At 71.9% G+C, this 25,400-nt stretch carries 29 protein-coding genes and 1 pseudogene; 10 read left to right on the forward strand and 20 right to left on the reverse strand.

What is annotated here, in order from left to right; all coding sequences use genetic code 11:
• Positions 1–56: 56 nt before the first annotated feature.
• Positions 57–1,265: a Fic family protein gene (locus KY469_09835; protein ID MBW3663387.1), complete on the forward strand. Its 1,209-nt coding sequence runs from the start codon at positions 57–59 to the stop codon at positions 1,263–1,265.
• 78 nt (positions 1,266–1,343) lie between these two features.
• Here KY469_09835 and KY469_09840 read toward each other — a convergent pair whose 3' ends face one another.
• Positions 1,344–1,913 carry a hypothetical protein gene (locus KY469_09840; GenBank protein MBW3663388.1) on the reverse strand — a complete coding sequence of 190 codons (570 nt, stop codon included), beginning with the start codon at positions 1,911–1,913 and terminating at the stop codon, positions 1,344–1,346.
• Complete coding sequence (locus KY469_09845; protein MBW3663389.1) at positions 1,903–2,385, reverse strand: helix-turn-helix domain-containing protein; 483 nt, start codon at positions 2,383–2,385, stop codon at positions 1,903–1,905. The genes KY469_09840 and KY469_09845 overlap by 11 nt, the downstream gene beginning before the upstream one ends.
• 117 nt (positions 2,386–2,502) lie before the next feature.
• On the opposite strand from KY469_09845, the gene KY469_09850 reads away from it, so the two are divergent.
• Complete coding sequence (locus KY469_09850; protein MBW3663390.1) at positions 2,503–2,829, forward strand: hypothetical protein; 327 nt, start codon at positions 2,503–2,505, stop codon at positions 2,827–2,829.
• A gap of 34 nt (positions 2,830–2,863) precedes the next feature.
• Positions 2,864–3,799 (forward strand): site-specific integrase, encoded by a 936-nt coding sequence (locus KY469_09855; GenBank protein MBW3663391.1) that lies wholly within the window; start codon positions 2,864–2,866, stop codon positions 3,797–3,799.
• 39 nt (positions 3,800–3,838) lie between these two features.
• Here the strand turns inward: KY469_09855 and KY469_09860 are convergent, their stop codons facing one another.
• Both KY469_09860 and KY469_09865 read right to left on the reverse strand, forming a co-directional pair.
• Positions 3,839–5,041, reverse strand: a complete 1,203-nt coding sequence (locus KY469_09860; GenBank protein MBW3663392.1) for an endonuclease/exonuclease/phosphatase family protein — start codon at positions 5,039–5,041, stop codon at positions 3,839–3,841.
• A 231-nt stretch (positions 5,042–5,272) separates the two neighbouring features.
• The gene (locus tag KY469_09865; GenBank protein ID MBW3663393.1) at positions 5,273–5,425 is read right to left on the reverse strand and encodes a hypothetical protein; all 153 of its coding nucleotides are present in this window, start codon (positions 5,423–5,425) and stop codon (positions 5,273–5,275) included.
• Positions 5,426–5,967: 542 nt separating this feature from the next.
• Between KY469_09865 and KY469_09870 the strand changes: the two genes are divergently transcribed.
• Positions 5,968–6,501 carry a helix-turn-helix domain-containing protein gene (locus tag KY469_09870; GenBank protein MBW3663394.1) on the forward strand — a complete coding sequence of 178 codons (534 nt, stop codon included), beginning with the start codon at positions 5,968–5,970 and terminating at the stop codon, positions 6,499–6,501.
• The gene (locus KY469_09875) at positions 6,498–6,974 is read left to right on the forward strand and encodes a hypothetical protein (GenBank protein ID MBW3663395.1); all 477 of its coding nucleotides are present in this window, start codon (positions 6,498–6,500) and stop codon (positions 6,972–6,974) included. Before KY469_09870 ends, KY469_09875 begins: the two co-directional genes overlap by 4 nt.
• A 16-nt stretch (positions 6,975–6,990) precedes the next feature.
• Here the strand turns inward: KY469_09875 and KY469_09880 are convergent, their stop codons facing one another.
• The 10 genes and pseudogenes from KY469_09880 to KY469_09925 all read right to left on the reverse strand — a co-directional run bounded on the left by KY469_09880 (position 6,991) and on the right by KY469_09925 (position 14,754).
• The gene (locus KY469_09880) at positions 6,991–7,878 is read right to left on the reverse strand and encodes a hypothetical protein (GenBank protein ID MBW3663396.1); all 888 of its coding nucleotides are present in this window, start codon (positions 7,876–7,878) and stop codon (positions 6,991–6,993) included.
• Between the two features lie 170 nt (positions 7,879–8,048).
• Positions 8,049–8,525 carry a VOC family protein gene (locus KY469_09885; GenBank protein ID MBW3663397.1) on the reverse strand — a complete coding sequence of 159 codons (477 nt, stop codon included), beginning with the start codon at positions 8,523–8,525 and terminating at the stop codon, positions 8,049–8,051.
• A gap of 48 nt (positions 8,526–8,573) precedes the next feature.
• Positions 8,574–9,091: pseudogene (locus KY469_09890) on the reverse strand (GNAT family N-acetyltransferase).
• A 217-nt stretch (positions 9,092–9,308) separates the two neighbouring features.
• Complete coding sequence (locus tag KY469_09895) at positions 9,309–10,013, reverse strand: hypothetical protein (GenBank protein ID MBW3663398.1); 705 nt, start codon at positions 10,011–10,013, stop codon at positions 9,309–9,311.
• Between the two features lie 102 nt (positions 10,014–10,115).
• Positions 10,116–10,634: a hypothetical protein gene (locus tag KY469_09900; GenBank protein MBW3663399.1), complete on the reverse strand. Its 519-nt coding sequence runs from the start codon at positions 10,632–10,634 to the stop codon at positions 10,116–10,118.
• A gap of 105 nt (positions 10,635–10,739) precedes the next feature.
• The gene (locus KY469_09905) at positions 10,740–11,609 is read right to left on the reverse strand and encodes a hypothetical protein (protein ID MBW3663400.1); all 870 of its coding nucleotides are present in this window, start codon (positions 11,607–11,609) and stop codon (positions 10,740–10,742) included.
• A gap of 1 nt (position 11,610) precedes the next feature.
• Complete coding sequence (locus KY469_09910) at positions 11,611–12,504, reverse strand: hypothetical protein (protein ID MBW3663401.1); 894 nt, start codon at positions 12,502–12,504, stop codon at positions 11,611–11,613.
• A complete protein-coding gene (locus KY469_09915) occupies positions 12,501–13,367 on the reverse strand; it encodes an ABC transporter ATP-binding protein (protein ID MBW3663402.1) in 867 nt (288 codons plus the stop codon). The genes KY469_09910 and KY469_09915 overlap by 4 nt, the downstream gene beginning before the upstream one ends.
• Positions 13,364–14,188 carry a zf-HC2 domain-containing protein gene (locus KY469_09920; GenBank protein MBW3663403.1) on the reverse strand — a complete coding sequence of 275 codons (825 nt, stop codon included), beginning with the start codon at positions 14,186–14,188 and terminating at the stop codon, positions 13,364–13,366. Before KY469_09920 ends, KY469_09915 begins: the two co-directional genes overlap by 4 nt.
• Positions 14,185–14,754, reverse strand: a complete 570-nt coding sequence (locus KY469_09925) for an RNA polymerase sigma factor (protein MBW3663404.1) — start codon at positions 14,752–14,754, stop codon at positions 14,185–14,187. The genes KY469_09920 and KY469_09925 overlap by 4 nt, the downstream gene beginning before the upstream one ends.
• Before the next feature lie 106 nt (positions 14,755–14,860).
• On the opposite strand from KY469_09925, the gene KY469_09930 reads away from it, so the two are divergent.
• The 4 genes from KY469_09930 (at position 14,861) to KY469_09945 (ending at position 16,825) form a co-directional block, all read left to right on the forward strand.
• A complete protein-coding gene (locus tag KY469_09930; GenBank protein ID MBW3663405.1) occupies positions 14,861–15,361 on the forward strand; it encodes a superoxide dismutase family protein in 501 nt (166 codons plus the stop codon).
• Positions 15,362–15,485: 124 nt separating this feature from the next.
• Entirely contained in the window at positions 15,486–16,130 is a 645-nt protein-coding gene (locus KY469_09935) for a hypothetical protein (protein MBW3663406.1), read from the forward strand.
• A gap of 69 nt (positions 16,131–16,199) precedes the next feature.
• Positions 16,200–16,505, forward strand: coding sequence for a nucleotidyltransferase domain-containing protein (locus tag KY469_09940; GenBank protein MBW3663407.1), 306 nt, complete (start codon positions 16,200–16,202; stop codon positions 16,503–16,505).
• Entirely contained in the window at positions 16,502–16,825 is a 324-nt protein-coding gene (locus KY469_09945; protein ID MBW3663408.1) for a DUF86 domain-containing protein, read from the forward strand. Before KY469_09940 ends, KY469_09945 begins: the two co-directional genes overlap by 4 nt.
• Before the next feature lie 36 nt (positions 16,826–16,861).
• Here KY469_09945 and KY469_09950 read toward each other — a convergent pair whose 3' ends face one another.
• From KY469_09950 to KY469_09970, 5 genes are all read right to left on the reverse strand, one after another.
• Positions 16,862–17,212: a hypothetical protein gene (locus tag KY469_09950; protein ID MBW3663409.1), complete on the reverse strand. Its 351-nt coding sequence runs from the start codon at positions 17,210–17,212 to the stop codon at positions 16,862–16,864.
• Entirely contained in the window at positions 17,203–18,327 is a 1,125-nt protein-coding gene (locus KY469_09955) for a hypothetical protein (GenBank protein ID MBW3663410.1), read from the reverse strand. Before KY469_09955 ends, KY469_09950 begins: the two co-directional genes overlap by 10 nt.
• Before the next feature lie 212 nt (positions 18,328–18,539).
• A complete protein-coding gene (locus KY469_09960; GenBank protein ID MBW3663411.1) occupies positions 18,540–20,615 on the reverse strand; it encodes an amylo-alpha-1,6-glucosidase in 2,076 nt (691 codons plus the stop codon).
• 18 nt (positions 20,616–20,633) lie between these two features.
• The gene (locus KY469_09965) at positions 20,634–21,629 is read right to left on the reverse strand and encodes a glycosyltransferase family 4 protein (protein ID MBW3663412.1); all 996 of its coding nucleotides are present in this window, start codon (positions 21,627–21,629) and stop codon (positions 20,634–20,636) included.
• 129 nt (positions 21,630–21,758) lie between these two features.
• Positions 21,759–22,679, reverse strand: coding sequence for an acyl-ACP desaturase (locus KY469_09970; protein ID MBW3663413.1), 921 nt, complete (start codon positions 22,677–22,679; stop codon positions 21,759–21,761).
• Positions 22,680–22,795: 116 nt separating this feature from the next.
• Between KY469_09970 and KY469_09975 the strand changes: the two genes are divergently transcribed.
• Positions 22,796–23,977, forward strand: coding sequence for a helix-turn-helix domain-containing protein (locus KY469_09975; protein ID MBW3663414.1), 1,182 nt, complete (start codon positions 22,796–22,798; stop codon positions 23,975–23,977).
• 23 nt (positions 23,978–24,000) lie between these two features.
• Here KY469_09975 and KY469_09980 read toward each other — a convergent pair whose 3' ends face one another.
• A complete protein-coding gene (locus tag KY469_09980) occupies positions 24,001–25,251 on the reverse strand; it encodes an ATP-binding protein (GenBank protein MBW3663415.1) in 1,251 nt (416 codons plus the stop codon).
• Between the last annotated feature and the right edge of the window lie 149 nt (positions 25,252–25,400).

A 25,400-nucleotide genomic window follows, 5' to 3' on the forward strand; every position in this document is an offset into this window, starting at 1 on the left:
GAGCACGTAGTTCACTTTATGCGTTAATCTGAACTAAGCCGACTAGGTGGTTCGGGATGCGAGGCCGCTACGAGCGACGGACGTGGCAGCACGACCCCGCCGCGTACGCCCCGCCGCGCTACCGACGCGCCTGTGGATACGAGGTGTTCCTACCCGAACCCCTCGCCGGGTTCGCTCCCGGGCTGTCGGCGGCCACCGTCGCGACGTTGTCCGAAGCGGAGCGGGCCCTTCAAACGGTCGGCGGAGCTTCCGAGCGCGCGCTGGCTCCGCTGGCGCGGCTGCTGCTGCGGACGGAATCGATCGCCTCATCCAAGGTCGAGGGGCTCCACGTGGATGCTCGCGACCTCGCCCGCAGCGAGGCGCGAGCCGACACCGGCGCCAAGGTCGGCCCGACCGTGGCTGAGGTGCTGGGCAACATCGACGCCATGCAGCTCGCGATCGAGGAGGCGGTGACCTCCGAACGCTTCGATCGGAGCCAGATCCTGGCCATCCACCGTCAACTGATGTCGCGAGCACCCAACCCGCGCAACGCCGGACGGATCCGGACGCAGCAGAACTGGGTCGGCGGCAACGACTTCACCCCCTGCGGTGCCGAGTTCGTCCCCCCACCCCCCGAACTCGTCGATCCGCTGCTGGAGGACCTCTGCGCGGCGATCACCGATGACTCGATGGCGCCGCTGGTGCAAGCCGCGTTGGTCCACGCACAGTTCGAGACCATCCACCCCTTCGACGACGGCAACGGCCGGACCGGACGGACCCTCATCCACGTGGTGCTCCGGCGGCGGCGCATCACCCGCTCGTACGTGCCTCCGATCAGCGTGCTGTTCGCCCGCGGCCGTGATCGCTACATCGCCGGGCTGACCGGGTACCGGCACGAGGAGGTGGAGGCGTGGGTCGAGCAGTTCGCCGCCGCGGCGGCGCGCGCGGCGCTGCTGGCGAGCACCTACCTGGACGCCACCGAAGCGATGCAGCGACGCTGGCAGGCCCAGCTCCGCGCCCGCTCGGATCCGCGCGCCGACGCCGCCGCCTGGTCCGTCATCGAGGCGCTTCCGGCACACCCCGTCATCACCGCGGCCGTAGCGACAGCGGCGACGGGACGCGCGAAGGCTGCCGTCTACGCCGCACTGGAGCAGCTCGAAGACGCCGGCGTGCTGCGTCCTCTGAGCGGTGGCCGCCGCAACCGCTCCTGGGAGGCCGCCGGACTGCTCGACCTCGTCGCTCAGCTGGAGGAAGGCCAGAAGCCGCAGGCGGAACCGCATGAGTAGATCTTGTGTCAACGTCGGGGGGGAGCGAGCCCAGGAGCGGTGCCTCGAGCCACGCGTGTTTCGCACTGCCGAGGTCGGTTAGTTCCGGCCGGTCAGGGAGCCGTTCTCACGCAGTAGGGCCACGAGACGTTCGAGGCGCTGGCGCTTCGCCGCTGGTTCAGCACTCATCGCAGCCGCGCGACGTGACAGCGTGACGCCATCGAGCAGGTCGGCGTGCCACAGAGCCTCGACGAACCGATGGTCGTGGGGTCGGTCGGCGGCGAGCTTGGCGAGCGCGAGGTCGTGCACCTCCGGGAAGTAGACGTCGGTCACCTCGCCGGCGGCATCGTCCGTCTTCAGCTTCACAACGCGACCTTCCCACCCGTCCGGCAAGCTGGCCTCGTCGAGCGTCATTCCGTCGGCGTGGTAGGTGAACTGGCGCGCGAACGGCGACATGAACCCGATGGCTCCGTCGACGCGGCTCGCGGCATCGCCGACCGGGTCATCGAGGATCACGACGTCCGCCTCGATGGAGCGCACGACCTCGGGTGGGAGCTCCTCGACGTCGAACGAACCGTGGATCGCCTGGCTACCCAGGATCAGAACGCGACGAACGCCGGCGACGTCAGCCGCCGCGCGCGCGACGTGGAAGACCTCGCTACGCCGCATAGGCCATCTCCAACACCCGGCCACGCTCGGCGTCGTCGATGTCCACGACGAGGGCGAGCGGAGTGTCGGTCTTGAGCGGGCGCACCGCTGGATCCAACGAGGTGAGGACACCGATGACCGCCTCTGGACCGGCGTCGAGGAGCGCCTCCCACGTGTCGGTCCACGCCGATCGGCCTGCGAGGCGAGGCAGCGCGTCGCGGGCGTCCTCCAACAAGCCGGGTTCCGAGGCCACCCTGGCGGCGATGCGCTCGCAGAGCAGGTCCACGAACCGATCGTTGCGCGACCTGGCGGGCGAGACCGTCAGGTCGTGGCCGGCGGCGCGCAAGAGACGAACGAGCGTGTCGGCACGCGGGACCTTGGCCGCGGTCTCGTAGGCGGCAACGGTGGGGCCCGACGTACCAGCCCGATGAGCCAGCTCACGCTGACTGACCGCAGCACGTCGGCGCACGTCTCGCAGGAGCTCACCGACCACGCGACCATCTCCTCGTCGTTCGCTATCCAATAGGATAGCGAACCCGGGGTCTCGATTTCCACAGCCGACGGAGGCACCGTCGTCGGTGCCGGCGACCCGTGGCCGCACCCTGGCGGCATGTCGCGGACCTACGTCGCCGTCAACTGGCAGAACCGGTCGTGGTCGGCGGAGTGGAGCTACGGGACCCAGACCCGGCTGCTCTGTCCCCGCTGCGACTGGCGCTGCTGGGCGTTCGAGCTCGACGATCCGCCGACGTTCTGCCCGCGGTGCCGCACCGCGCTGCGACGCGAGCGGGGCCGACACCGCCAGCGCAAGGGCGGGTTCGCGACCGTCCCCGAGGCGAAGGCCTACCTCCTCGAGAGGTTCCCGTACGAGGTCGATCGCATCGCCGCCATCGACGACGACAGGTCCCCGCCCTCGCCCCGCCCCCCGCCGCGAGCGTGAACCTCAGCCGGACCGGGGGCCGCTGGTCGGGGCGGTGCTCGAGGACTGGCTGGAGGTGCACCGCACCCAGGTGCAGCACTCGACCTGGCGCAGCTACGAGCAGGCCGTGCGCTGCTACCTCGTCCCCGGCCTACACGGCGTGTACGTGCGCGAGCTCGCCCCGGCGATGCTCACCAGGCTGTACGCGCAGCTGCTCGAGCGCGGCGGCCTGCGCGGCAAGCCGCTGTCGATCGCCACCGTCCAGCGCATCCACCACATCCTGCGCCGCGCCCTCGACCAGCTCGTCGACGACGAGGTCATCGACCGCAACCCCGCCGCCAAGGCGACCGTGCCGCGCCGCGACCCGCGCACCGGCGCCGACCCCACCGTCCGCGAGCTGCGCACCTGGACCGCCGCGCAGGTCCGGGTCTTCCTCGCCTCCACCGTGGGTCACGAGTACGCCGACGTGTGGCGGCTGGCGATCGGGACCGGGATGCGGCGGGGCGAGCTGCTCGGGCTGCGCTGGGACGACGTCGACAGCGACGGGCGCCGCCTCGTCGTGCGCAAGTCGCTGACGGTGATCGACGGCCGCCCCGAGCTGAAGACCATCAAGTCCTCCCGCCCCCGCATCGTCACCCTCGACGCGGCCACGTGGCAGGCGATCGAGCACCGCGCCGCGGACCGTCCGCCCCGCAACCCCCTCGACGTGGTGTTCACCGACGCGTCCGGCGACCCCATCCTCCCTGACCGCGTCACCCGGGCGTGGCGCAAGCTGATGACCGAGCTGCCCCTCCCCCGGCTGCGGTTGCACGATCTCAGGCATACGCACGCCAGTCTGCTGTTGGCCCAGGGCGTGCCGGTCAAGGTCGTCTCCGAGCGGCTCGGCCATGCCTCGGTGCAGATCACCCTCGACGTGTACGCCCACGTGCTGCCTTCGATGGACGCCGACGCCGCGGCGACGTTCGGGGCGCTGCTCGACCGTGGGTCCTGACCGACCGCCGCGATGCCGGCCTGTGCAGCGGCGCGGCGCTCAGCGCAGGTCGAGCCAGACCAGGCGGTGGTCCGAGCTTGGGAACGGGTAGTCGCCGACGAGCCGGAACAGCGGGTCGTCGCGGGTGGGCCAGAACACCCCACCGTCGAGCACCTCGAGGTCGGTGGAGGCGAGCACGTAGTCGGCGCGCAGGTTGCCGGGGGCGACGTCGCTGAAGTCGGCCGTGTCGAAGCGCGGGTCCCCGACGTGGTCGAGGTTGGCGCCACCCTGGACGGCCGAGGCCTCGACCGCCCCGTCGCTGGCCGGGGTCAGGGAGGTGTCCACGCGCGGGTGATCGAGCAGCTGCAGGATCGCGTCCGCGAACGAGTCGCCGTCGTGAGGGTCGGCGTTCTGGTCGCCCACGATCACGAAGGAGGCGCCCGCAGGAAGACCGCCGGGGACACCGTCGTCGTCGTAGAGGTAGCCGCTGCGGTCGGGCGTGACGTAGTCGGCCCAGAGGCGGATCTCGTCGTGGTTGCGGCGGCCGTTGCGGTCCTCCGCCCCGTCGAACACCGGCGGGGTGGGGTGGCTGGCGAGCAGGTGCACGATCCGGCCATGGAGCCGGATCGGTACGTCCCAGTGGCTCTTGGACGACAGCCGCAGGACCTCGAGCTCCTCGGGCGAGTACCAGTCGGCGGACTCGGGCGTGTCGGGGTCGTCGGGGAGTACCGCCCCGGGCATGTCGCGCCACAGGAAGTGCTGGAAGGTCCGCACCTGCGAGGTCACGATCGGGTAGCGCGAGTACACCGCCATCCCGTACTGGCCGGGGAAGAACCCGAACCCCTGCGCGTCGCCGGGACCACCGACCCCGCCGCTGTTGTCGAGGTCGTGACCCGACGGGACGCCGGTGTTCGAGGGAGCGACGAACCGGAACGGGTAGTGGATCGGCTCCGCCCCGTTGTGACCGACGTCGAGGTAGTTGCGCTGGAACAGCCGCGCCGCCTCACCGCCGGGATCGAAGTCGAACTCGTTGATGAGCAGCACGTCGGGGCGCACGCGTTGCACGATCTCGGCCACCGCCTGCGCCTGCGTGTCGCTGGGATCCGACAGGTCGGCGATCAGCTCGCCCTGGTTGAAGCGGTTCAGCGACGCGTTGAAGGTCGCCACCCTCACCGCGTCGGTTCCCGCGTCGCGTGCCGGATCGCGAACTGCCTGCGCCGGGGCGACGAGCCCGACCGTCGCGACCGCGGCGACCGTGGCCATCCACCTCACCCTGATGCTGCCGCGACGCCACCCCATCCCGGATCCTCCCCTCGAAGCCCGTCTCACCCGCGCCGATCCTAATCGCGGGAGGTCAGGATGGCCGGTCGAGACGCGACCGCCGCAGGAGTGTGGGCTCGTCGAGGACCGCCTCGCCCGCGAGGTAGAAGCTGTCCGCGCCGTCCCTCAGGTCGACGACGCGTTCCACGACTTCGCGGTCGCTGCGCATGGACGTCAGTTCGGGAAGGCCACAGCGCCGTGGCCGTCGGGGGCGGAGTCCCGGGCTGCGGCGTCGGTGCTGATCACCTCGTAGCGGCCCCACTCCGAGCCGACCGACCACCGGAAGCTGTGTGCGTCCGCGAGGTAGTCGTGGGGGAAACGGACCACGACCACCCTCCCGCGTCGACGTGGACGTCGACGTGATCGTCGTCGGCGTAGAGGGCACGTCCGGTGCGCATGTCGAAGTACGCACTCCCCCAACCGCTCGAGGACAGGTTCGCCCAGACGTGGAAGTCCACCCCACCGTCGCCGTCGACGTCGAAGAAGGTCGCGATGTTCTGCGTGTGCTGCTCGTCGGTGTCCTCAGGAGCGCCTCCGAGGACCTCGTGGCGGATCTCGAACCCGCGGGTGTCCCGGATCACGATCGAGCGGAACAGGTCGGCGTGCTGGGGGGTCGCTCCGCCGAGACGGTCACGTCACCGACCGCGTCCTCGACGACGGCTCGCAGGACCGTCGGCGTCGGCTCCGGACCAGGCGGGGGTGCTGGCGAGCCGTCGACCGCATCGGCGCCGTCGCCCACCCAGGTCCGCACCACGGCAACAACGCCTATGGGCTGTGTACCGCGTGGGCCAACAACGAGACCGGCCGGGACAACGGCAACGCCGAGAACGCGCCGCCGTTCCAGGCCCTGCAGGACGAAGCCGGAGATGATGTCGAGGAGTTCTGCTCGAAGGTGGACCACGCCGGCGGCGGTAACGGTGGCGGCAACGACTGAGGTCGCTGACCAACGGACGAGGAGGGGCCCCACGGGGCCCCTCCTCCACGTTCGGGATCGACCTGGACCCGCCGCTCCCTCCCCGATCCTCCCTCGCCGGTTTCCTATAGCGGATACGCTATCGACCGGTCACGGCGGTAAGGAGAGGGCGTTGGACGTCGGATCGCTCGTGCGGCGCCGCCGCAAGGCGCGTGGACTGTCGCAGGCGCAGCTCGCCCATCGGGCGGGCACCGCGCAACCGACCCTCAGCCGCATCGAGAACGGGCACGAGTCGCCGACCCTGGAGCGGCTCGTTCGCCTGCTGCACGCCATGGGCGACGAGCTCGACATCGGCGTCCGGTCGCTCGATCCCGAGCGCCCCGTCGCCGACCTCGCTGCGGACCGTGCCAAGTCCGTGAGCGAGCGCCTCGAGGAGGGCTTCGCACTCGCCGCCTTCGCCACCGAGCTCGCCGGGAAGGCGCGGCGGTGACACGGCTCGACCCGCCCCGCATCTTCGCCACGCTCGAGCGACACGGCGTGGACTACGTGACCATCGGGGCGTTCGCGGTCATCGCTCACGGGTACGTGCGCGCGACCGCGGACGTCGACCTGATCGCCGGACAGGAACGGCAGAACCTGGAGCGTCTCGCCGCCGCGTTCGCCGAGCTCGACGCCCGACTCCGCGGGGTCGACGCGCACCTGCTCGGCACCGACCCGACCGATCCCGACACGCTGGCGAGCGGAGCGAGCTTCACCCTCGACACCGACGCGGGCCCGATCGACTACCTCAACGACGTCCCCGGTGTTGACGACTACGACGCGGTGCGGGCGCGTTCCGTGGAGGCGGAGGCCGCCGGTGTCGTCGTGCGGGTGGCGGGCCTCGATGACCTGATCCGAATGAAGCGGGCATCGGGGCGTCCGCAGGATCTTCGTGACATCGCCAACCTCACCACCGACACGTGAGCCAGCTCGGGACCGCTCAGTTCCAGGAGGGAGGCGCGGGCCCGGCGTTGGGGTCGAGGTAGCCGCCGTCGGCTCGGAGGTAGCCCGACTCGCGGATGAACTCGTCGACGAAGTCGGGGGTCTCCTCGGACAGTTCGTTGGTCCAGAGCATCCACGCGAGGATCCCCAGGCTGCTCAGGTGCGCGGTGCCGATGCGGGGCGACGGGGCGGGCTCCCAGGTCACCAGGCCAAGCTCGACCAGCAGCGCGGCGACGCAGCGCAGCCCGGCCACGATCTCGTCGTCGGTCGGCGCCCCGACCCCGCCGCGCACGCGGACCTCGTCGGTCAAGGCCGCCACCAGCGGGTCGAGGTCGACCCGTCCGCACGCGCCCCTCGGCCCGTGCCCGACCCCGGTGAAGACGTACTGGAACACCAGCAGCGGCACAGCGTGGCAGCCCTCGGGGTCGTCGAACCGCGTCCCTCGCGGCACGAACAGCACGTCGCTGAGCAACGCCTGGAGCACGGCCGCGCCCCACGCTGCCGTCGGGTGGTGGGCGAGCAGGTCGCCGTCCACGCCCCGACGCAACACCAGTTCACGCCGACCAACGCGTTGGTACTCGACGAGGTCGGCGGCCCACGCCACCCCGATGACGAAGTGCATCCACTCCTCTACGGGCACGCCGGCCGCCTCGAGGTGCTCGTTCGGCGCGCCCCGTGCGAAGCGATCCAGCGCCTGCTCGGCCGGTACCCCCAGGCCGACCCACCTCGCGACAGGGAGGAGCCGTGAAACGAACGGGCTGGCCGCGGCGAGGTCACGCGCGATCTCGGCATCGGCCGGGTCCCGTACAGCCCCATCGCGGTCGAACCGGGGGGTCCGCAGGAGCGCGTGGATGCTGCTGCCGACGATGTCCTGGGTCTGGTCCACCTCGCCACCTCCTCGTTGAGGAGGCGAGTGTGTGCCCGTCCGGCAGGGAAGCGGCCAGCCGGTTCGTCCGAACCTGTGGAGAACCTGCGCCCCGCGGGTTCCTCCCCCGATCCGACGGCATATCCCGCACGATCGGGGGAGGAACGCGGCGGACGGTCGCCCGCCCCGGCTCAGCCCGTTCCGGCGGCGTCCTCGTAGAACGCGGCGACGCGGCGCTGCATCTCCTCGTCGCTGACGTCCTCGACGTGCTGGCCCAGCCCCCAGGTGTGGCCGAAGGGGTCGCGGAGGCGGCCGCCCTTGTCGCCGTAGAACTGCACCTCCAGGGGGAAGACGACCTCGCAGCCGGCCTCGAGCGCGCGCTCCCACAGGCTGTCGACGTCGTCGCTGTAGATGAACAGCGCTGCGGTCGATCCGCCCAGGCTCGTCGGCGACCGCGTCGGCCCGTCGGGCCACTCGTCGGCGAGCATCACGACGCTGTCGCCGATGCGGATCTCGGCGTGGCCGATGCTGCCGTCGGGTCCCTCCATCACGTCACCGACCCGCTCCGCCCCGAACGCGTGCTCGTAGAACACGATCGCGTCGGCGCACGGGGTGCAGACGATGTGGGGTGTGATGGTGTGCAGGTGCTCGGGTACGGGGTTGACCACGTGTCCCTCCAAGGTCGGGGCGGACGAGCGTAGGCCGAGACCGCCCCGTCAGCCCGGGGTCGAGGGGCGGCGTGATCCGGCCGTCGGTGTCGTGGCGAGGTCGAGGTGCCAGTACTGGCCGACGAGATCGCGGCCGAAGTCGTCGTGCGGCTCCTCCTCGATCAGTTCGAAGCCCGCCGCTTCGTAGATCCGCCGCGCCGACACCAACACGTCGTTGGTCCACAGGATGATGGCGTCGTAGCCGGCACCTCGCGCGAACCGCAGGCACTCGTCGACCAGGCGGCTCCGATCCCGAGGCCGCGCGCGAACGGCTCGACCAGCAGCAGCCGAAGCTGGGCGGTGGTGTCGTCCTTGGTGACGCAGAACACGCACCCCGCCCGACGCCCGTCGAGCTCGGCGACCCACGCGGCCTCACGCACGGAGTCGTGCTCGGCGGCGTAGGCGGCGACGACCTCGGCCACGAGCGCCTCGAAGCGCGCGTCCCAGTCGTACTCCTGCTCGTACAGCTCGCCGTGTCGGGCGACCACCCAGTCGAGGTCGTCGGGCCGTGCGGGGCGTAACAGCACGTCGGGTGTCGCGCCGTCGGGAGCTGGGGACACAGCAGACGCTCCTGGTCGTGGGTGCAGGCGGCACCGCAGTGTCGCGCCTCGGCACCGCCCCGTGCCCCCTCCCCGCGCGTGCCGAGGCCGAGAACCACCGGATACGGTGGTTCCAGCGCGCCCGCACCGCCCCCTGCCCCGTGCCCGCGCGTGCCGAGGCCGAGAACCACCGGATACGGTGGTTTCAGGGCGAGGCGGGGAACCTCGGCGTCGCCCTCAGCGACGTGAGCGGGCCACGCTTGGCGGGGTCGCGGCTGGCACGAACCAGCACGAGCAGCCCGACCACCAGCACGCCCACCCAGCGCCGGTGCGCGTCGGTCCAGGCAGGGTCGAGCGGACCGGCGGGGTACATCACCCAGCGCGCAGGAGCCAGGGCGGCCACCGCCGCCAGGGCGAGCACCGCGGGACCGGCGGCGACGCCACCGGAGCCGGCCTCCACCGTCGCTGCGACGGTGGCAGCGATAGCCCACGCGACGGTCACCGTGGCGACGAACTCGAGCGTCAGCCCGGCGACCGGCAGCCCGAATGGGCCGCCGGACGGATCGACGGCGGCCACGGCGGCGTACGCCACCAGCCCCGACCACACCGCGGCCACGCCCGTCAGCGCGAGGGCGACGCGCAGAGCACGGCGCACGGGAAGACCGGTCGGGGCGCTCGCCACCGTGACCGCGGCGGCGTCGTCGAGGACGAACGCCGCACCGGCCGCGAGGGCGACCCCGGCGATCCGCAGGGGCAGCACGAGGTCCGGGGCGGGCACTCCCCTGCGCGCGGTCAGCCACACCGTCAGCAGGCCGACGGCGCCGGCGGCGACGATCGTCCACAGCTGGCTCGTGCGGGCCGTCGGGCCGAGCACGGTCCGCGCCACGCCGGCCCGTTGGTGCAGCGTCACAGCTCGGCAGCTCCCGTCAGGTCCTCACCTGTCCTGTCGCGTCGGGGCGCACGACCGGTTCGCGCAGCGGCCACCGTGAACCGGATCTCGAGGCCTACCCCGTCACCTCGCCGACGTCACCTCGGAGGCGCTGCTGCGGCGCAGCGCCAGCGCCCCGGCGAGCACGATCCAGCCGATCCCGACACCGGCCGCGAGCCACATCATCCACGATTCGGAGTTGGCCACCAGGCCGATGGCCGCGGTCGCCACGAGGACGGTGCCGAGATGCGGCCACCAGCCGTCGAGCCGTCGCAGGTGCAGCCCGACGAGGACGGCAGCGGCCACGGCAGCGAGCAGCGTCAGCGGCGCCAGCGGCCACGCATCGGGCACCACCACGTGCGCCGCGGCGGCGAGAGTGGCGAGCACCGCAGCGACCACTCCGGCCGCTCCAGGGCCGTCGGTCCCTCGCAGCCGGTCGGCGTGGAGGGTGGCGGCGGCCACGGCGAGCAGTGCCGTGGCGACGACCAGGAGCAGCCGCGCCGTCTCGTCCGCGCCACCGACCTTCCCCGCCACCGCGGCGATCCACAGGCCACCCCCCAACAGCGCCGTCACCGACGTGATGCTCCGCGTTTGCGCTGGCATCGTGTCACCTCCGTGTCGCTCCCTCTGTCGCGCCCCGCGGCCTCCGCGGTTCGGACCGGCAGGTCCACATCACCACGCCCGGTCCGGTCCCGCCGACCGCGACGGTCACGGCACCGCGAGGAGCTGGACCGTGCCGGCCGCGATGACGCAGGCAGCCGCGATGCCGAGGGCGCCCCGCAGCCGCCGCGAGGAGCCGTGGCGGCGCAGCGCGAGGAAGGCCGCCAGGGCGGTGAGCGCGAGCAGGTAGATGACGTGCCAGACCATCACCGCGGCAGGCTCCGCGCCGGGGTCGCGGTAGGTCGCCAGCGGCGCCAACCACCGGGCTGCCGCATCGGACCACACCGCGGGTGCCTGGAGCATGAACACGCCGACGGCGGCCAGCAGCGCCCCGGCGACCGTCGGCACCCAGCGGGCCAGCAGCACACCGACCACGCCGAGCAGGGCCACGATCGCGGCGCCCTGAAGCAGGAACACCAGCGCGCGCCCCAGGCTGGCGGTCTGGGGATCGAGCTCGTAGGTCAACTGCGCCGCCGCGGTCCAGGGCCGCACCACCACAGCGAGCACGGCGGAGATGCCCAGCGCGACCGCCGCGGGACCCGTCACCGCCAGAACCTGCGCCAGGGTGCGATCTCGCGCATCCAGAGGATGCGCCGCGAGCATCTCGACGGCGTCGTCGCGTCGGTCCCGTGACGCCACGAGGTTGGCGGCGATCATGGCGCCCAGGCCCAGCCCCATGTAGCCGAACCCCCACAGGAACACCGCACCGAGGGTCCGCAGCATCGCGTCGGGGCTGTCCGTCCCGACCCCGACGGCCCCGTACGCGATGAGGAGCGGGGCGACGAGGAACGCGGGGTGGCGCACCAGCCGCCACGTCTCCACGCGGGCCAGCGCCAGCACCGCGCGGCGCCGTGCGAGGCCGGTCCCGGGCGGGCCGATCGCGACCTCACGACCGGTTGGGGCGAGGGACGTGCTCACCTCATCCTCCGATGACCTGCAGGACCCCGCCGGTCGCGGTGGCGGCCACGCCGGCGAGCAGCAGCATCACCGGCCCACGGCGCCACCCGTCCCGTAGCAGTGCGAGGCCGCCGAACAGGGCGGCCACGCCGGCGAGGTAGACCTCGTGCCAGGCGAGTGCGGCGAGGTCGAAACCGTGGATGATCGAGTAGCCGCTGCCGTCGGCTCCGGTCTCGATCCACTCGCCGGGGATGGCAGGATCGAACAGCGGGGCCCAGGGGTCGAGCACGCCCCACGACTGCAGCACGAACCCGGGCACCATCACCACGAGCACCAGCAACGTCGCCGCAACCGAGGGGACCCAGCGTGCCAGCGCGACGCCGACCGCACCCAGCGCCAGGATCGCCAGCGGCGCCTGGAGGAACTCGGGGAGAGTCGGCACGCGCGGTCGGACCCCGTCGGGGAACGCGACCGGCAGCCCGTCCCACACCTGGTGGGTCAGGACCGACCCGAGCCACAGCAGAACCAGTATCCCCACCACCGCGGGGAGCGCGGCGAGATGGCCCATGGTCCGCCCCCCAGCCGGGATCGGTGTGGCCGCGAACAGCTCACCCGTGCCTGCCCGGCGGGTACGCAGCGCCCCGAGGTTGGCCGCCAGCAGGGTGGGGTAGGCGACCAGGATGGGGATCATCACCGTCAGGATGTAGTAGCGGTCGCCCGGCGACGGGGCGCCCGACTCGCCGCGACCGATGACGAACACGAACGCGGCCAGTGCCGTCCCGGCCAGCAGGAAGGGATGCCGGACCAGCCTCCAGGCCTCGACGCGGCCCAGCGCCAGCACCGTCCGGGTCACGGATGCGGTGGTTGTCGATGGAACGGTCGCTGCGGGTACCGGGGGGGAGGTGATCGTGCTCACGCTGCCCGCTCCTCGATCGCCTGCTCGCCGACCAGCAGCAGGTAGCCGTCCTCGACCGTGGGATCGGCCTGTCGTGCGCCCTCGGGTGCGCCGCCGAGGTGGCGGAAGCGCCCGTCGCTCATCCGCCACACCAGCTGCGCGGCGGGACTGCGCGCGTCCGCGAGCCACACCTGCCCTCGGGCGACGTCGGCGAGCTCGCCAGGTGTGCCGTCGAACCGCACCTGCCCCGCGTGGAGCACCACGACCCGCTGGCAGACCGCCGAGACATCCTCGGTCATGTGCGTCGACAGCAGCACCGTGTGCTGCTCGGCGATGCGCGAGATCAGATCGCGGAACCGCAGCCGCTGCTCGGGGTCGAGGCCGGTGGTGGGCTCGTCGAGGATGATCAGCTCGGGGTCGCCGAGCAGCGCCTGCGCGAGCGCCACCCGGCGCCGCATCCCTCCCGAGAGCTTGCGGATCCTCTTGCCTGCCACGTCGCGGAGATCGACCGCGTCGATGACGCGCTGCACCTCCTCGTGGCGGGCCTTGCGGTCGGTCATCTCCTTGAGGATGGCGACGTAGTCGATGAACGCGAAGGCGGTGAAGTTGCGGTAGAAGCCGGGTTCCTGGGGGACGTAGCCGAGGCGGCGGCGGATCTCGACGCGGTCGTCGGGCTGGGACGGGTCCCGCCCGAGCAGCCGCAGCGAACCGCGGTCGGGCGCCAGGACGGTCGCCAGCATCCGCAGGAGCGTCGTCTTGCCCGCGCCGTTGGGCCCCAGAAGGCCCGTGATCCCGGGGCCGGCGTCGAAGGTCACGCCCGATAACGCCTGCGTCCGCCCGAAGCGGTGCTCGACGCCGACGATCTCCACGGTGGGTGTGTTCACAGGTGCCTCCCGGTGTCGAAGGTACGCCGCCGCACGAGCAACACGGTGCCCGCGACGACGGTCATAATCAGGAACGCGTACTGCCCCTCGGCGTCGAACGCCGCCAGCCGCGTCGCGGCCAGGCGCTCGAGTGTCAGCACGACCGTGACCCAGACCAGCGCCACCGCGACGGCGGCACGCAGCGGGTCGACCAAGGTCGCGACCGCCACGGTGATCGAGGTCAGGCCCAGAGCGGGCAGCAGCCACGCGACCGCGGTCGAGTCGAGCTGCGGCAACGCCATCGCCGCGAGTCCGGCGAGTGCCAGGCTCGAGGTGAGCACGGCGAGGGCTCGGAGCAGCAGTAGACGGGTGCCGCGCAGCGGCGCGGCCACCCCGATCTCGTAGGTGGGGTCGACCCCGGGACCGTAGGCGGCGGCGACGCCGGCGACCGGCACGAGCGGCGCCAGCAACAGGAAGGGCAGCGAAGCGGAGGTGGCCGGGCGTGCGTGGGCCGTGAGCACGGCGAAGCCCAACGCCACCGCGACGCCCAAGAGCCACGACAGGTGCAGCGACGGCGTGGCCGCCAGCAGACGCGCGACGTGGTCGCGGACACCCACAGCGAGCAGGAACCGCTCGACCGGGCTCGGTACGGGAGCGTCGAGTCCGGCCTCGATGCGGTGCCACATCCGCTCGAGCCGCTGGTCGGCCGGGCGGAGACCAGCGAGATCGGCGCGGCAGTCGGCGCAGGCGAGCACGTGCGCCTCGACCGAATAGGCCGTGGTGTCGTCCGCCTCCTCACGCGCGTAGCGAGCGAGCGACTCCTGGTCCGCGTGCCAGATCATGACAGCGCCTCTCTGAGCTGTGCGCGGGCGCGCATCGCCCGCGTCTTGACCGTGCCGACGGGGATCCCGAGCAACGTCGATGCCTCCCGGGTCGTCAGCCCGTCGAGGACGGTCGCCTCGAGCACGGCCCGCAGTTCGGGCGACAGGCGCGCCAGCGCCCCAGCGAAGTCCCCGTGCTCTAGCCCCGACAGCGCCGCGTCCTCGACCGGCCGTCCGAGGTCGCGGGTCTCCGGGACCCTCAGCCGCTCGCGCACCTCCTGGCGCCGCAGGAGGTCGATGAGCCGGCGGATCGCGATCCCCCAGATCCACGCGGCGACGTCGCCGCGTCCACGGTACGAGTCGGGTCGGCGCCACACCGCGAGGAAGGTGTCCTGCACCGCTTCCTCCACGAGACCGGGATCGCCGCAGCGCCGCGACAGCCGCATGAGCAGCCACGGTGTGTGGTGCTCGTACAGCTCCCGCAGGGCCTCGCGGTCCCCGTCGGCCACCGCGTCGAGCAGTGCCCGGTCGTCTCGCCGCTCCAACGTGCGTGCTCCGTTCAGGTAGGTCCATGTTCCCTGTCGCATCCCGACGCGTCGACGGTTCACGTGCTCGCCCGAGAACCGGCGACGGCCCATGGCGCGACAGGGCCAGAGCCAGGACAGCCTGGCACGACCTGATGAAGGGGAACCTATGGGGACCAACCGGACCGCACGTCCCGCAGCGACACTCCTCGCCGTGGTGGGGATCAGCGCACTGCTCGCGGCACCTGCCGCGTCACACGGCCACAGCGAGGTGACGCGTGGGACGTTCACACCCACCGCAGCGGGGATCGCGGCCGGCTTCGACGATCTCGCCGGACGCGTCCAGATGGAACGCACCGCTGACGACACGACCCGGGTGCACGTCCACGTCACCGGGCTGGAAGCTGGCGTCACCTACCCGTCCCACGTGCACGACGCGCCGTGCGACACGGGCGGTGGCGGGCACTACAAGCACGACCCGTCCGGGCCGACCACGCCGCCCAACGAGCTGTGGCCCGACTCGCCGCAGGCCGGCGTCGGCATCACCGCCAACGCGGCCGGGGTGGGCAACGCCAACGCGTCGGCGCCGTGGCGAGCACGCCCCGAGGCCCAGTCGGTCGTGATCCACGCCGGCGGCGGGACGCGGATCGCCTGCGCCGACCTCACCTGACACTGACCCGCAGAGGCTGGCGTCGCCCTCGGCTCGCCGTGGGCTGATCCGCGCTCGCGGAGATGTCGCACCTGGGTGGTCCACTCGCGTGTCCGATCGAGGGCGGCGAGCGAGGGAGGACCGCGTGGAGCTATCGGCGACGAGGGACGCCGCGATCCGGGAGTGGGCACGCCATCTCGTGCCCGAGGCGTTCGCGGTACCCACCAGGGCGCACCGGGTCGAGCTGGCTCGTGCCTCCGACCGCACCAGCGACTTCGACGCCTGGATCGCGGAGCAGCGCCGGTTCGCCCGCACGGTCGAGTACCAGTTCGGTCGCGACGCGCCGCCGCATGGGGATCACCCGCTGGGCGTAGCCATCGTCGAGCACGGCGACGAGCGCTGGCGCTGGGACGCCGACTGCGAGGAGCCCCGGTGCCTCGCCGCCAAGGTTCGGGAGGACGTGGCGACCTTCCGCGAGCTGTGGCTGTTCCTCACGCTCACCCCCGGACCGCGCTACGCGTGGCTGCCGCCTCCCGATGACGAGGACGGGTTCGAAGAGCTCCAGCTCGTCGAACCGCGCTGGAAGATGCTGTGGTACGCCGAGGCCCGGGGCCAGGGCACCGCCCGGATCGTGACCGGCATCGACCACATGGACATGTGGGAGCGCGTGGACACCGTCCCGCTGCCGCCCCGCACCCCGTTCGAGCGGGCCGCCGGCGACATCCTGCGGGGCCACCCGGACCGGCGCCGGCACCCGATCCGCCGCGGCCGACACCAACGTGAAGCGTGACGATCAGGCGTCGACCTCGATCGGCGCCTGCGGGCGTCCGCGGACCGAGGCAGGCCGTAAGGTGTGCTCGTGGCGACGCTGACCGAGCGACTGCGTGAGGCTGCGGCGAGGGTCCTCGCCGACGGCGAGGTCGCCTTCGCCTACCTGTTCGGCTCGCACGCAGCCGGCACCGCCACGGAACGCAGCGACATCGACATCGCGGTCCACCTGCGCGCATCCGTCGAGCTGTCGGATGACGAGGTGCTCCAGCTGCGCCTGCGGCTGGCCGACGAGCTGGAGCGCGCTGCCGGCGTGGGACCCATCGAGGTCGTCGTCCTCGACACCGCCCCGCTCACCCTCCGTGGACGGGTGCAGGAGAACCACACGCTGCCGTGACCGATGACCCGAACGCGCTACCGGCGGCCAAGTACCGCCTGATCGTCGCCATCGAGGCGGCCACCGACGCAGCCGAGCATGTGATCGCGTCCGAGGAGTTGCGCCCCGCCACCAGCTTCGCCGATAGCTTCCGCTCGCTCGAGGAAGGTGGCTGGCTCGGATCGGATCTCGCTGCACATCTCAGCGACACCGCCCGGTTCCGCAACCTGCTCGTCCACCAGTACGCCGACATCGACGACGGTCGGGTGCTGAGCATCATCCGCGATCGCCTCGCGGACCTCGAGACCTTCGCCGAGGAGCTCGCCGCACGCCTGTCTTGACCGCTCGACCACGGGGCGCGGCGCGGCGCCCCGCCCTCACTCGGCTCCGGCGAACCGCGACACGAGGCGCCGCAGTCGCCTCGCGGTGGTGTCATCGTCACGCCCCGATCGGGCCACCATGAGCAGCCCGCCGTTCATCACGACGCGCGCGCCAGAGGTGTCGAGTCGGCTCGCCGCCTGCGAGCGGAGCTCGGGGTCGCGGACGAACCAGACGGTCACGGCGAGACCGTGCTCCTCGTCGCGGTAGCCGACGGCCCACTCGGCCGTCCCCGGTCCCGGGTAGCCCTCCGGCTCGGCTTCATCGAGCCCGGGCTCGCCGTGGACGTCGAGGAGCAGCTCGACCCTGCGCCGCTCGCTGGCGTCGTCCCCGTCCGGTGTCACTCGCACCACGCCGCCGCCTTGTCGAACTCCTTCGCCCGACACCACCCCACGAAGTTCGTCCACGCCTTCTTGGCGTCGGCCTCGCCCTTGGCCTTCTGGAACTGCACGAGAGCCTTCTCGAGCGCCCCGGTCTTGCCATCGAAGAACGCGTTCGCGACGACCTGCTCGCCGACCGCGTCGACGAGCGCCTGCCCGGCCACGAGGTTGTCCTCGTAGTTGGCGCGCACGATGCCCATGGGTCCAGTGACCTTGCGCGTGAAGTACTCGGTGATGGCCTCGTTGACCTCGTTGCCGTACCTGTTGAGCATCGCGTTGTTCTGGTACAGGTGGACGCCCTCGTGTACCGACGTGCCGGGGTTGCCCTTGTCCTTGTTCAGCACGATCAGGTTCTTCGGGGGACTCGTCGTCGTGAACGCGTTGGTCAAGGGTTCCTCGTCGGTCGGTCCGCCGCGGGGCAGTTCGTCGGGGAACTCGTGGTAGTAGGCATCCAGCCAGTCCTGCCCCTCCAGGATCATCACCTTGCCGCGGGCGGTCCGTCCCGACTTGACGGCCTTGCCCACGTAGTCCTTGAGCTCCTTGCGGACGGTCGCGTCGGTGGCCTTGGCGGTCGCGTGCGCGACCGTGCCGCCCTGCGCCTGCGCCTCGAGGTCGGCCATCACGGTCATCCAGCCCGGGACCCCGATCGCGGTCTTGATCCGACCCATCAGCGCGGAGTCAGCCGCGATCTTGGTCCGCTGCGGGTAGAGGGCCGGCAGGTACGCCTTCTGAAGTGCCTTCAGCGTCGGCTTCTTGCCACCGAGCACGTCCTCGATGCGCTTCTTGACCGCGGCGACCGTGTCGTCCGCCGTCGTGGTCGGGGCGCTGGTGGTGGTCGCGGTGTCGTCGCGCTGCACCGTCGTCCGCGCGTCCGCTGGATGCTGGAGCAGCGCGGTCATCGCGCGGTTGCCCACCAGCCTCTGGACGCCGAGCACCGCTTGCAGGTCGAGAGCGGCGCCCCCGATCCCGTTCCTCAGGGCTGCCACGGCGGGAACGAGGTGCTCGCGAAGAGCGGGACCTGCCCCGGTCTTGCGTGTCGTGCTGGCCCTGGCCGGTGTCCGGCTGCGCATGTGGCTACCCGGCATGACCCGTCCCCGATGGAACCGAGCCCTGCCCGGCGCAGGAGCCCGTCGGCAGCATCCCGCTCCCCGCATCGAGCGTCAAGACCAACGTCGTACCGTCGACGCCCGGAGCGCTCCACGCACGGGGGAGTTGGTCGAGGCGCGTGCCTCGCGATCGGCGCGCGTCGTCTCGTACCTGCGATCCTGTCCGAGCTCGGGTCGGCGTCACCCAGCGATCACCGCTCGTCGCTGCCCTCGACGATCACGTCGATGGCGGTGCCGTGCGTGTCGACCGTCACCTCGCCGTTGCGCACGCTGATGTCGACCGTGCCACCGCCGATCTCGACACCGGTGAGTTCGAGGCGCTCGAACGGTGCCGGTGACAGCGGCCGGAGCGTGAGGCGTGCGTGGGGCACATCCGCCTCGGCGCCGAGCAGGGACCGGACCAGCAGCAGCGCCCCGCCGGCGGCCCACGCCTGCGGCCGGCAGGCCGTCGGGTAGGGGACCGGCCGTGGCGCGAAGTCCGATGAGAAGCCCGCGAACAGTTCCGGCAGGCGGTAGTTGAAGGCGGGAGCGGCCCGGACCAAGCCGCGGAGCAGGGTGGTGGCCTCGGCGACGTGGCCCGTGCGCGCCAGCCCCCACACGGCGATCGCGGTGTCGTGGGGCCACACCGCCCCGCAGTGGTACGACAGGGGGTTGTAGCCGCCCGAGTCGGACGACAGGGTGCGCAGCCCCCAGCCCGACGCCATGTCCGGGGCTGCGAGCCGGGTCGCGATCCGCGCGGTCTCGTCGCGGTCGAGTAGGCCGCTCGACAGCAGGTGGCCCATGTTCGACGCGATGCCGTCGACGGGGCGCTTGTCGTGGTCGACCGCCACGGCCGGGTAGGGCCCCGATGCGTCCTCGACCCAGAACGCGGCCCGGAACCGCTCCCGCAGGTCGGCGGCCCAGGCACGCCAGCCCTCGCCCCCCGGGCGACCGAAGTGGTCGAGCAGGGCTGCGCCCCGAACCGCCGCGTCGTGGGCGTAGCCCTGGACCTCGCTCAGCGCGAGGGGCGCGGTCGCGATCGCGCCGTCCGCGAAGCGAACGCCGTCACGCGAGTCCTTCCAGCCCTGGTTCGCCAGGCTGCGGCTGCCGCGCGGCACGTACTCGACGAACCCGTCGCCGTCGGGATCGCCGTGGTTGCGCAGCCACGACAGGGCTGCCTCGATGTGGGGTAGGAGCGGGGCGACATCCTCGTCAGGGAGCCCCCAGCACCACGCCTCGTGGGCCAGCACCACGAACAGCGGGGTCGCGTCCACCGACCCGTAGTAGAACGGCGGGAGGTCCCCGCGGTCCGCGAGCGCTCCGCGCCGGACCTCGTGCAGGATCTTGCCCGGCTCCTCCTCGGTCTCCTCGTCGACGCGCCGCCCCTGGCGCCGTGCCAGGACACGCAGCGTGCCCCGCGCCAGATCGAGGTCGTACGGCAGCGCCATGAACGCGGCCCAGATCGAGTCGCGACCGAACAGCGTCAGGAACCACGGGCTCCCGGCGGCGGTGAACCGGTCGTCGGGAGCCTCGGGGTCGCGCAGATCGAGCGAGGCGAGGTCCACGACCGAGCGCCGCACGAGTCGTGTGAACCGCGATTCCGAGCAGCGCAGGGTCGGGCCCCGAGACGGCGATCCGGTGACGCCCACGCCCCGAGCGGTCGCCCCCACACCGACGGCGGGTAGCGCGGTCTCACCGTGTACGTCCGACGCCACCACCTCGACGACCACGGTTGCTGTCCCGCCGGGCGGCAGTCGGACGTCGCAGCGCAGCCGGTCACGGTCCGCGACCCCGGCGGTCATCGTGACCCGCGCGCACTCCTCGCCGCCCGGGCGCCGGAACTCGACCGCGCCGGGGCGCGGCTCCGGCGCGACCTCGTCGAGGGAACGGCCGTGCTTGACGTCGAAGATGTAGGCGAAGTCGGCGCCGACCTCCACGCTCACGGATAGCTCTGCCGGCTCCGAGCCGGCGTTGCGGACCTCGATCTCCTCACGCAACCCACCGTCGACGACGCGACGACGCGTGACCGAGATGCTCGGGTCGATCTCGGTGTCGCGCGACGGGGGGAGGTAGGCGTGGAACACCGCCTCGTGGCCGCCGACGGAGACGCCCGCGAGATGGACGGGGCGCGTACCGTCGACGAGCACTTCGAGACGGCTGACGAAGCGGGTGTCGCGGACGTACAGGCCGTGGTCACCACCGGGCACGATGTCGCCGTTCGCGCCGGAGATGACGAACGACTCGCCCCGCACGCAGACGATCTCGCCGATAGGTCCGTGGCCGGTCAAGGGGGTCCCCTCAGGTGGTCAGAGGAGGCGTTCGTAGAGAGCGACGTAGTGCTCGACCATCCGGACCGCCGAGAACTCGTCCTCGATGCGCGCGCGGCAAGCCACCGGATCGATCTCGCCCACCGCCTCGGTTGCGCGAGCGAAGGCGCGCAGGTCGCCAGGATCGATCAGGTACCCCGTCTCGCCGTCGACGACGATCTCGGGCGCAGCTCCCCGCCGGTACGCCACGACGGGGGTGCCGCAGGCCATCGACTCGGCCATGACCAGACCGAACGGCTCGTCCCACCGGATCGGGACCAGCACCGCGCGTGCGCGACCCATGAGGTCGACCTTCTCCTCGTGCTCGACGCTGGTACGCAGGTCGACATCGGCGCCGAGCATCGCGGGCGCGATCATCGTCTCGAAGTACTCGACCTCGAGCGGCTCGCTGACCTTGATCGCCATGATCAGCGGGAGCCCCGCCCGCTTGGCCACCTCGACCGCGACCTCGGGCCCCTTGTCGGCGGAGGCACGGCCGACAAAGAGCAGGAAGTCATCCTTGTCCGTCCGGAAGGGGTAGCGCTCCAGCGCGATGCCGTTGTGCACGACTCCTCCCGAGACCTGCACCCCCGCAGGTGTCCGGGACATCTGATCGTGGCTGATGGCCGTCAGCGCGATGCGGTGACTGATGGCGCGGTACAGCCGTGCGTTCGCGTCCGTCCAGGATCCGTGGAGGGTGTTGACCACCGGGGGCCGATCGGTGATCCCGGCCGCGATCGCGGGCCCGATCGCGCCGGTGTGGTCGTGGATCACGTCGAACCGGTCTGGATCGCGGTAGGCGGACACCGCGTGGGTCGCCTCGTACCAGGGGTTGCCGATGTGCAACGAGGGCGCGATGTCGAACACGGTGTCCAGCGTCGCCTTGGTCACGCTCCCACCTGCCGCCGAGAGGGTCACGTCGTGACCGGCGTCGACGAGTCCGTCCGCCAGCGATGCGACGATCCACTCGATGCCGCCGTATCCGATCGGCGGCACGGCGAACCAGGGGGGAGCGATCTGCAGTACGCGCGAGGGGGTTCCTGACCTGGGCCGAAGACAGTACTGCACGCTCTGAGTCGGCGCGACCCATCGGGCGCTACGGCGCGCCCGGTGCGACGACCTGCCTCAGTTGGTCGCCGCGCGTGCCTCGCGCTCGGCGCGCTTCGCCTCGTACTTGCGTGCCATCGCGTCGAGGCCCTCGAGGAACTCGCTGACCTGGGTGCGGGCCTTGTCGGCGTCGGGGTCGAGGCCCTCGAGGTCGAAGAAGCCCCAGTGGCGCAGCAACGGCCACAGCACCTCGTCGTGGTGGACACGCAGGTCGTAGATCCCGGCCTTGGCGATCTCGACCGCCTTGCGGTTGAAGTCGGTCATGCCCGCGCCGGGCATCTGGAAGCCCATCACCTCGGCGGCGATGGCCTCGACGGCGGCTGACGGGTCGAGCTCGAGCGCGGCGCCGAGCATGTCGCGGTAGAAGACCATGTGCAGGTTCTCGTCCGCGGCGACCCGCGCCATGATCCGGTCGGCGACGGCGTCGTCGGAGTAGCGTCCCGTGTTGCGGTGGCTGATGCGGGTGGCGAGCTCCTGGAACGACACGTACGCCATGCCTCGGAGCAGACCCTTGCCGCCCCGGTCGTAGCCGGTCATGACCTGCTGCATCCGGCCGCGTTCGAGCTGGACGGGGTCGACGCTGCGGGTGACCACGAGGTAGTCGCGCAGCACGATCGAGTGGCGGCCCTCCTCGGCGGTCCAGCGGTGGATCCAGTTGATCCAGGCGCCGTCGCCGTCGCCGAACATGGCGTGGATCTCACGGTGGTAGCTGGGCAGGTTGTCCTCGGTCAGCAGGTTGACCTCGAAGGCGGTCTGCGCGACGCCCGACAGCCGGGACTGGTCCGGGGTCCACGGGTCGCCGTCGTAGTCGCGCCCGAGGCTGTAGGGGATGTAGTCGTGGGGGAACCACTCCCTGGCGGTCTGCTCGTGGCGGCGCAGCAGCTCGGCGGCGGTCGGCTCGAGCTCGAGGAGTAGCTGCTGGTCGGTGGTCAGCGTCATGGGGCTCTCGGTGTCGATGGTCGGGGGGTCGGGTCACTGGGACTTCATCATCTGTGATGAACAACTACCTCCGCTACGCTCTCGACGCACCAATCTCGCCGTCTACTTAGCACGAGGTGATAGAACTGGCCGCATCCGCGCCCTGGCAGGCCCTCCCGACCGACATCGCGGCGGGGCTCGCTCGTCACCTGTCCTCGGTGGTGGACGAGACCATCGCGACGATCGCGCGCGAGGTGCCGGCCTACGCCCGCCCCCTGGAGGGCGCGTTCGGGGTGGGCCTGCGGCAGGGGGTGGAGGTCGCGCTCGGCCGCTTCCTGACCCTGCCCGGCAGTGACGAGCCCGCGCTGACCGAGACCGATCGCGAGGTGTACGTCAGGCTCGGACGCGGCGAGATGCGCGCAGGTCGTGCGCTCGAGGCGCTCCTGCAGGCGTACCGCATCGGGGCGCGCGTGGCGTTCCGCCGCTTCGCGACCCACGCGCGCGAGGACGGTCTGCCGGCGGACGGCGTCGTACCGCTGGCCGAGGCCGTGTTCGCCTACATCGACGAGCTGTCGGCCGCGAGCGCCGAGGGGTACGCCGCGGAGCAATCCGCGCGGGCGGACGAGCAAGGCCGGCGCCGCCGGGAGCTCCTCGAGCTTCTGCTCGCCACCACCGTGGACGCCACCGCGGTCGCCGAGGCGGCACCGGCGGTCGGCTGGGTGCCGCCGGAGCAGGCGATGGCCGTGCTCGTGCCGCTGGACGCCGCCGACACCGTCCGGACCCGGCTCGGCACCGACGCGCTCGTCGCCGAACGCGGCGACACGGTGGTCGGCGTCGTGCCGACACCCCTCGACGACCGCAGCCGCAACCTCCTGTCGCGCCGGCTCCGTAGCTGCGCAGCGGTGATCGGACCCAGCCGACAGACGACCGCGGTGGCGACCAGCCTGCGCCTGGCCGGAGCCGCCGTCCGTCTGCAGGCTGCCGGCGTGATCGACGCGGATCCCCTCTTCGTGGACGAGCACCTGGCCACGCTGGTCGTGCACAACGAACCGGAGCTGCTCGACGACCTCACCACGAGGCGCTTGGCACCGCTCGGGTCGGTCCGTGCGTCGAGCCGGGATCGGCTCGCCGAGACCCTGCTCGCCTGGCTGCAGCACCACGGGCAGCGCCAGCACGTCGCGGAGGCGCTGCACGTGCACCCCCAGACCGTCAGCTACCGGCTGACGCAGCTCCGCGAGCTCTTCGGTGCCCAGCTCGACGATCCCGCCGCCCGCTTCGAGCTCGAGATCGCCCTGCGGGCGACATCGCGCCGCTCGTAGCGGAACCGGCGTCACCGGGGCGATCAGTAACGGGCGAAGGTCTCGACGTCGCGTTCGAAACTCTCGATCATCTCGTCGGTCAGCGTCGGCCGGGTGGCGCGGATCGCCGCCACGAACTCGTCGGTCCCGGCCCGACCCGACCGCTCGCCGGCGTGCTCGGCCTCGAACGCCAGTTGCGCCGCCTTCCTCGCGGCGAACTCCAGATCCGCGGGCGTGAACCGCTCGGAGGCCTCGACGAGGATCCCCACGTCGATGTCCTCGTCGGTGATGTCGGCGATGTACCGACGCCAGATCGCCGCCCGGGCGTCGGCGTCCGGTGGCCCGACCGGCACGACGTAGTCGAAGCGACCCGGCCGGAGGAACGCCGGATCGAGGCTGCCGACCGAGTTGGTGGCGCACACCAGCAGGTGGTCGAACGACTCCCGCATCCGGGGTAGCTGGCGCAGGAACTCGTTGGTGACCTGTCCGCCGACGCGCCGATCCGACTGCCGGTTCGCCGCGAGGTCCTCGACCTCATCGAAGAACGCCACCGCCGCCGGGGCCGCCAGCAAACGGTCGAAGGTGTCGACCAGGACGGCCGGGGCGTCGCTGCCTTCGCCGAGCTGGGCGACCTCGACGGGCACGAACGGCCACCGCAGCCGCGATGCGATGCCCTTGGCGAAGGTGGTCTTGCCGGTGCCGGGGGGACCGAACAGCACGACCGACTGCGGTGCCGTGACCCCGTGCCGCAGGGCGAGCTCGGGTTCAGCCAGCGGCAGGATGATACGGCGCTCGATGATCCCTTTGACCTCGTCCATGCCCTCGAGCTCGTCCCATAGGCCAGCGTCGATGTGCTGCCCGCCGAGGTCAGCCAGCTCGCTGCGGCGATGCTCGATGACGCGACGGAGCACGACCACTCCGTCGGCGGTCTCGTAACCGCGATCCTCGAGCAGCGCGTGCAGCTCGGTGCCGCTGTGCAGCGCCGTGGTGAAGATGCGCGCCCCCTGGTTCGCGAGCCGGCCCTCGAGCCCATCGAGCAGGCCGTCGACCGAGCCGCGGTCACCCACGACCCGGTAGATGGAGCCGACCGCGCCGCTCACCGCACCGACGGCGAGGCCCACGACCTCGCCCTCCACCTCGGCAAGGAGCGTCTCGGTCGCCGCGGAGGTGACGAGGTCGGCGACCTCGTCGATCGACAGCCCGTCGGGGACTCGGTGGACGACGCCCTCACGCTCGCACAGGCCCACGACGCCGCCCAGGTCGCCCTCGCGGTAGTGGCGGATCCTCGGGCGCACCGACATCTCCTACGTCCGGATACCGCGGCGGCGAACGGTCCATCATCGCAGTGCACCGAGGGAACGTCGAACGGACAGCTGCCGATGCGGCGCGGTGGGCCGGCGCCGGGTCACGGCTGTCCGGTCACCCGGCGTCGCCGAGCGCACCG

This window comes from Actinomycetota bacterium, from assembly GCA_019347575.1.
Taxonomy (GTDB): Bacteria; Actinomycetota; Nitriliruptoria; order Nitriliruptorales; family Nitriliruptoraceae; genus JAHWKY01.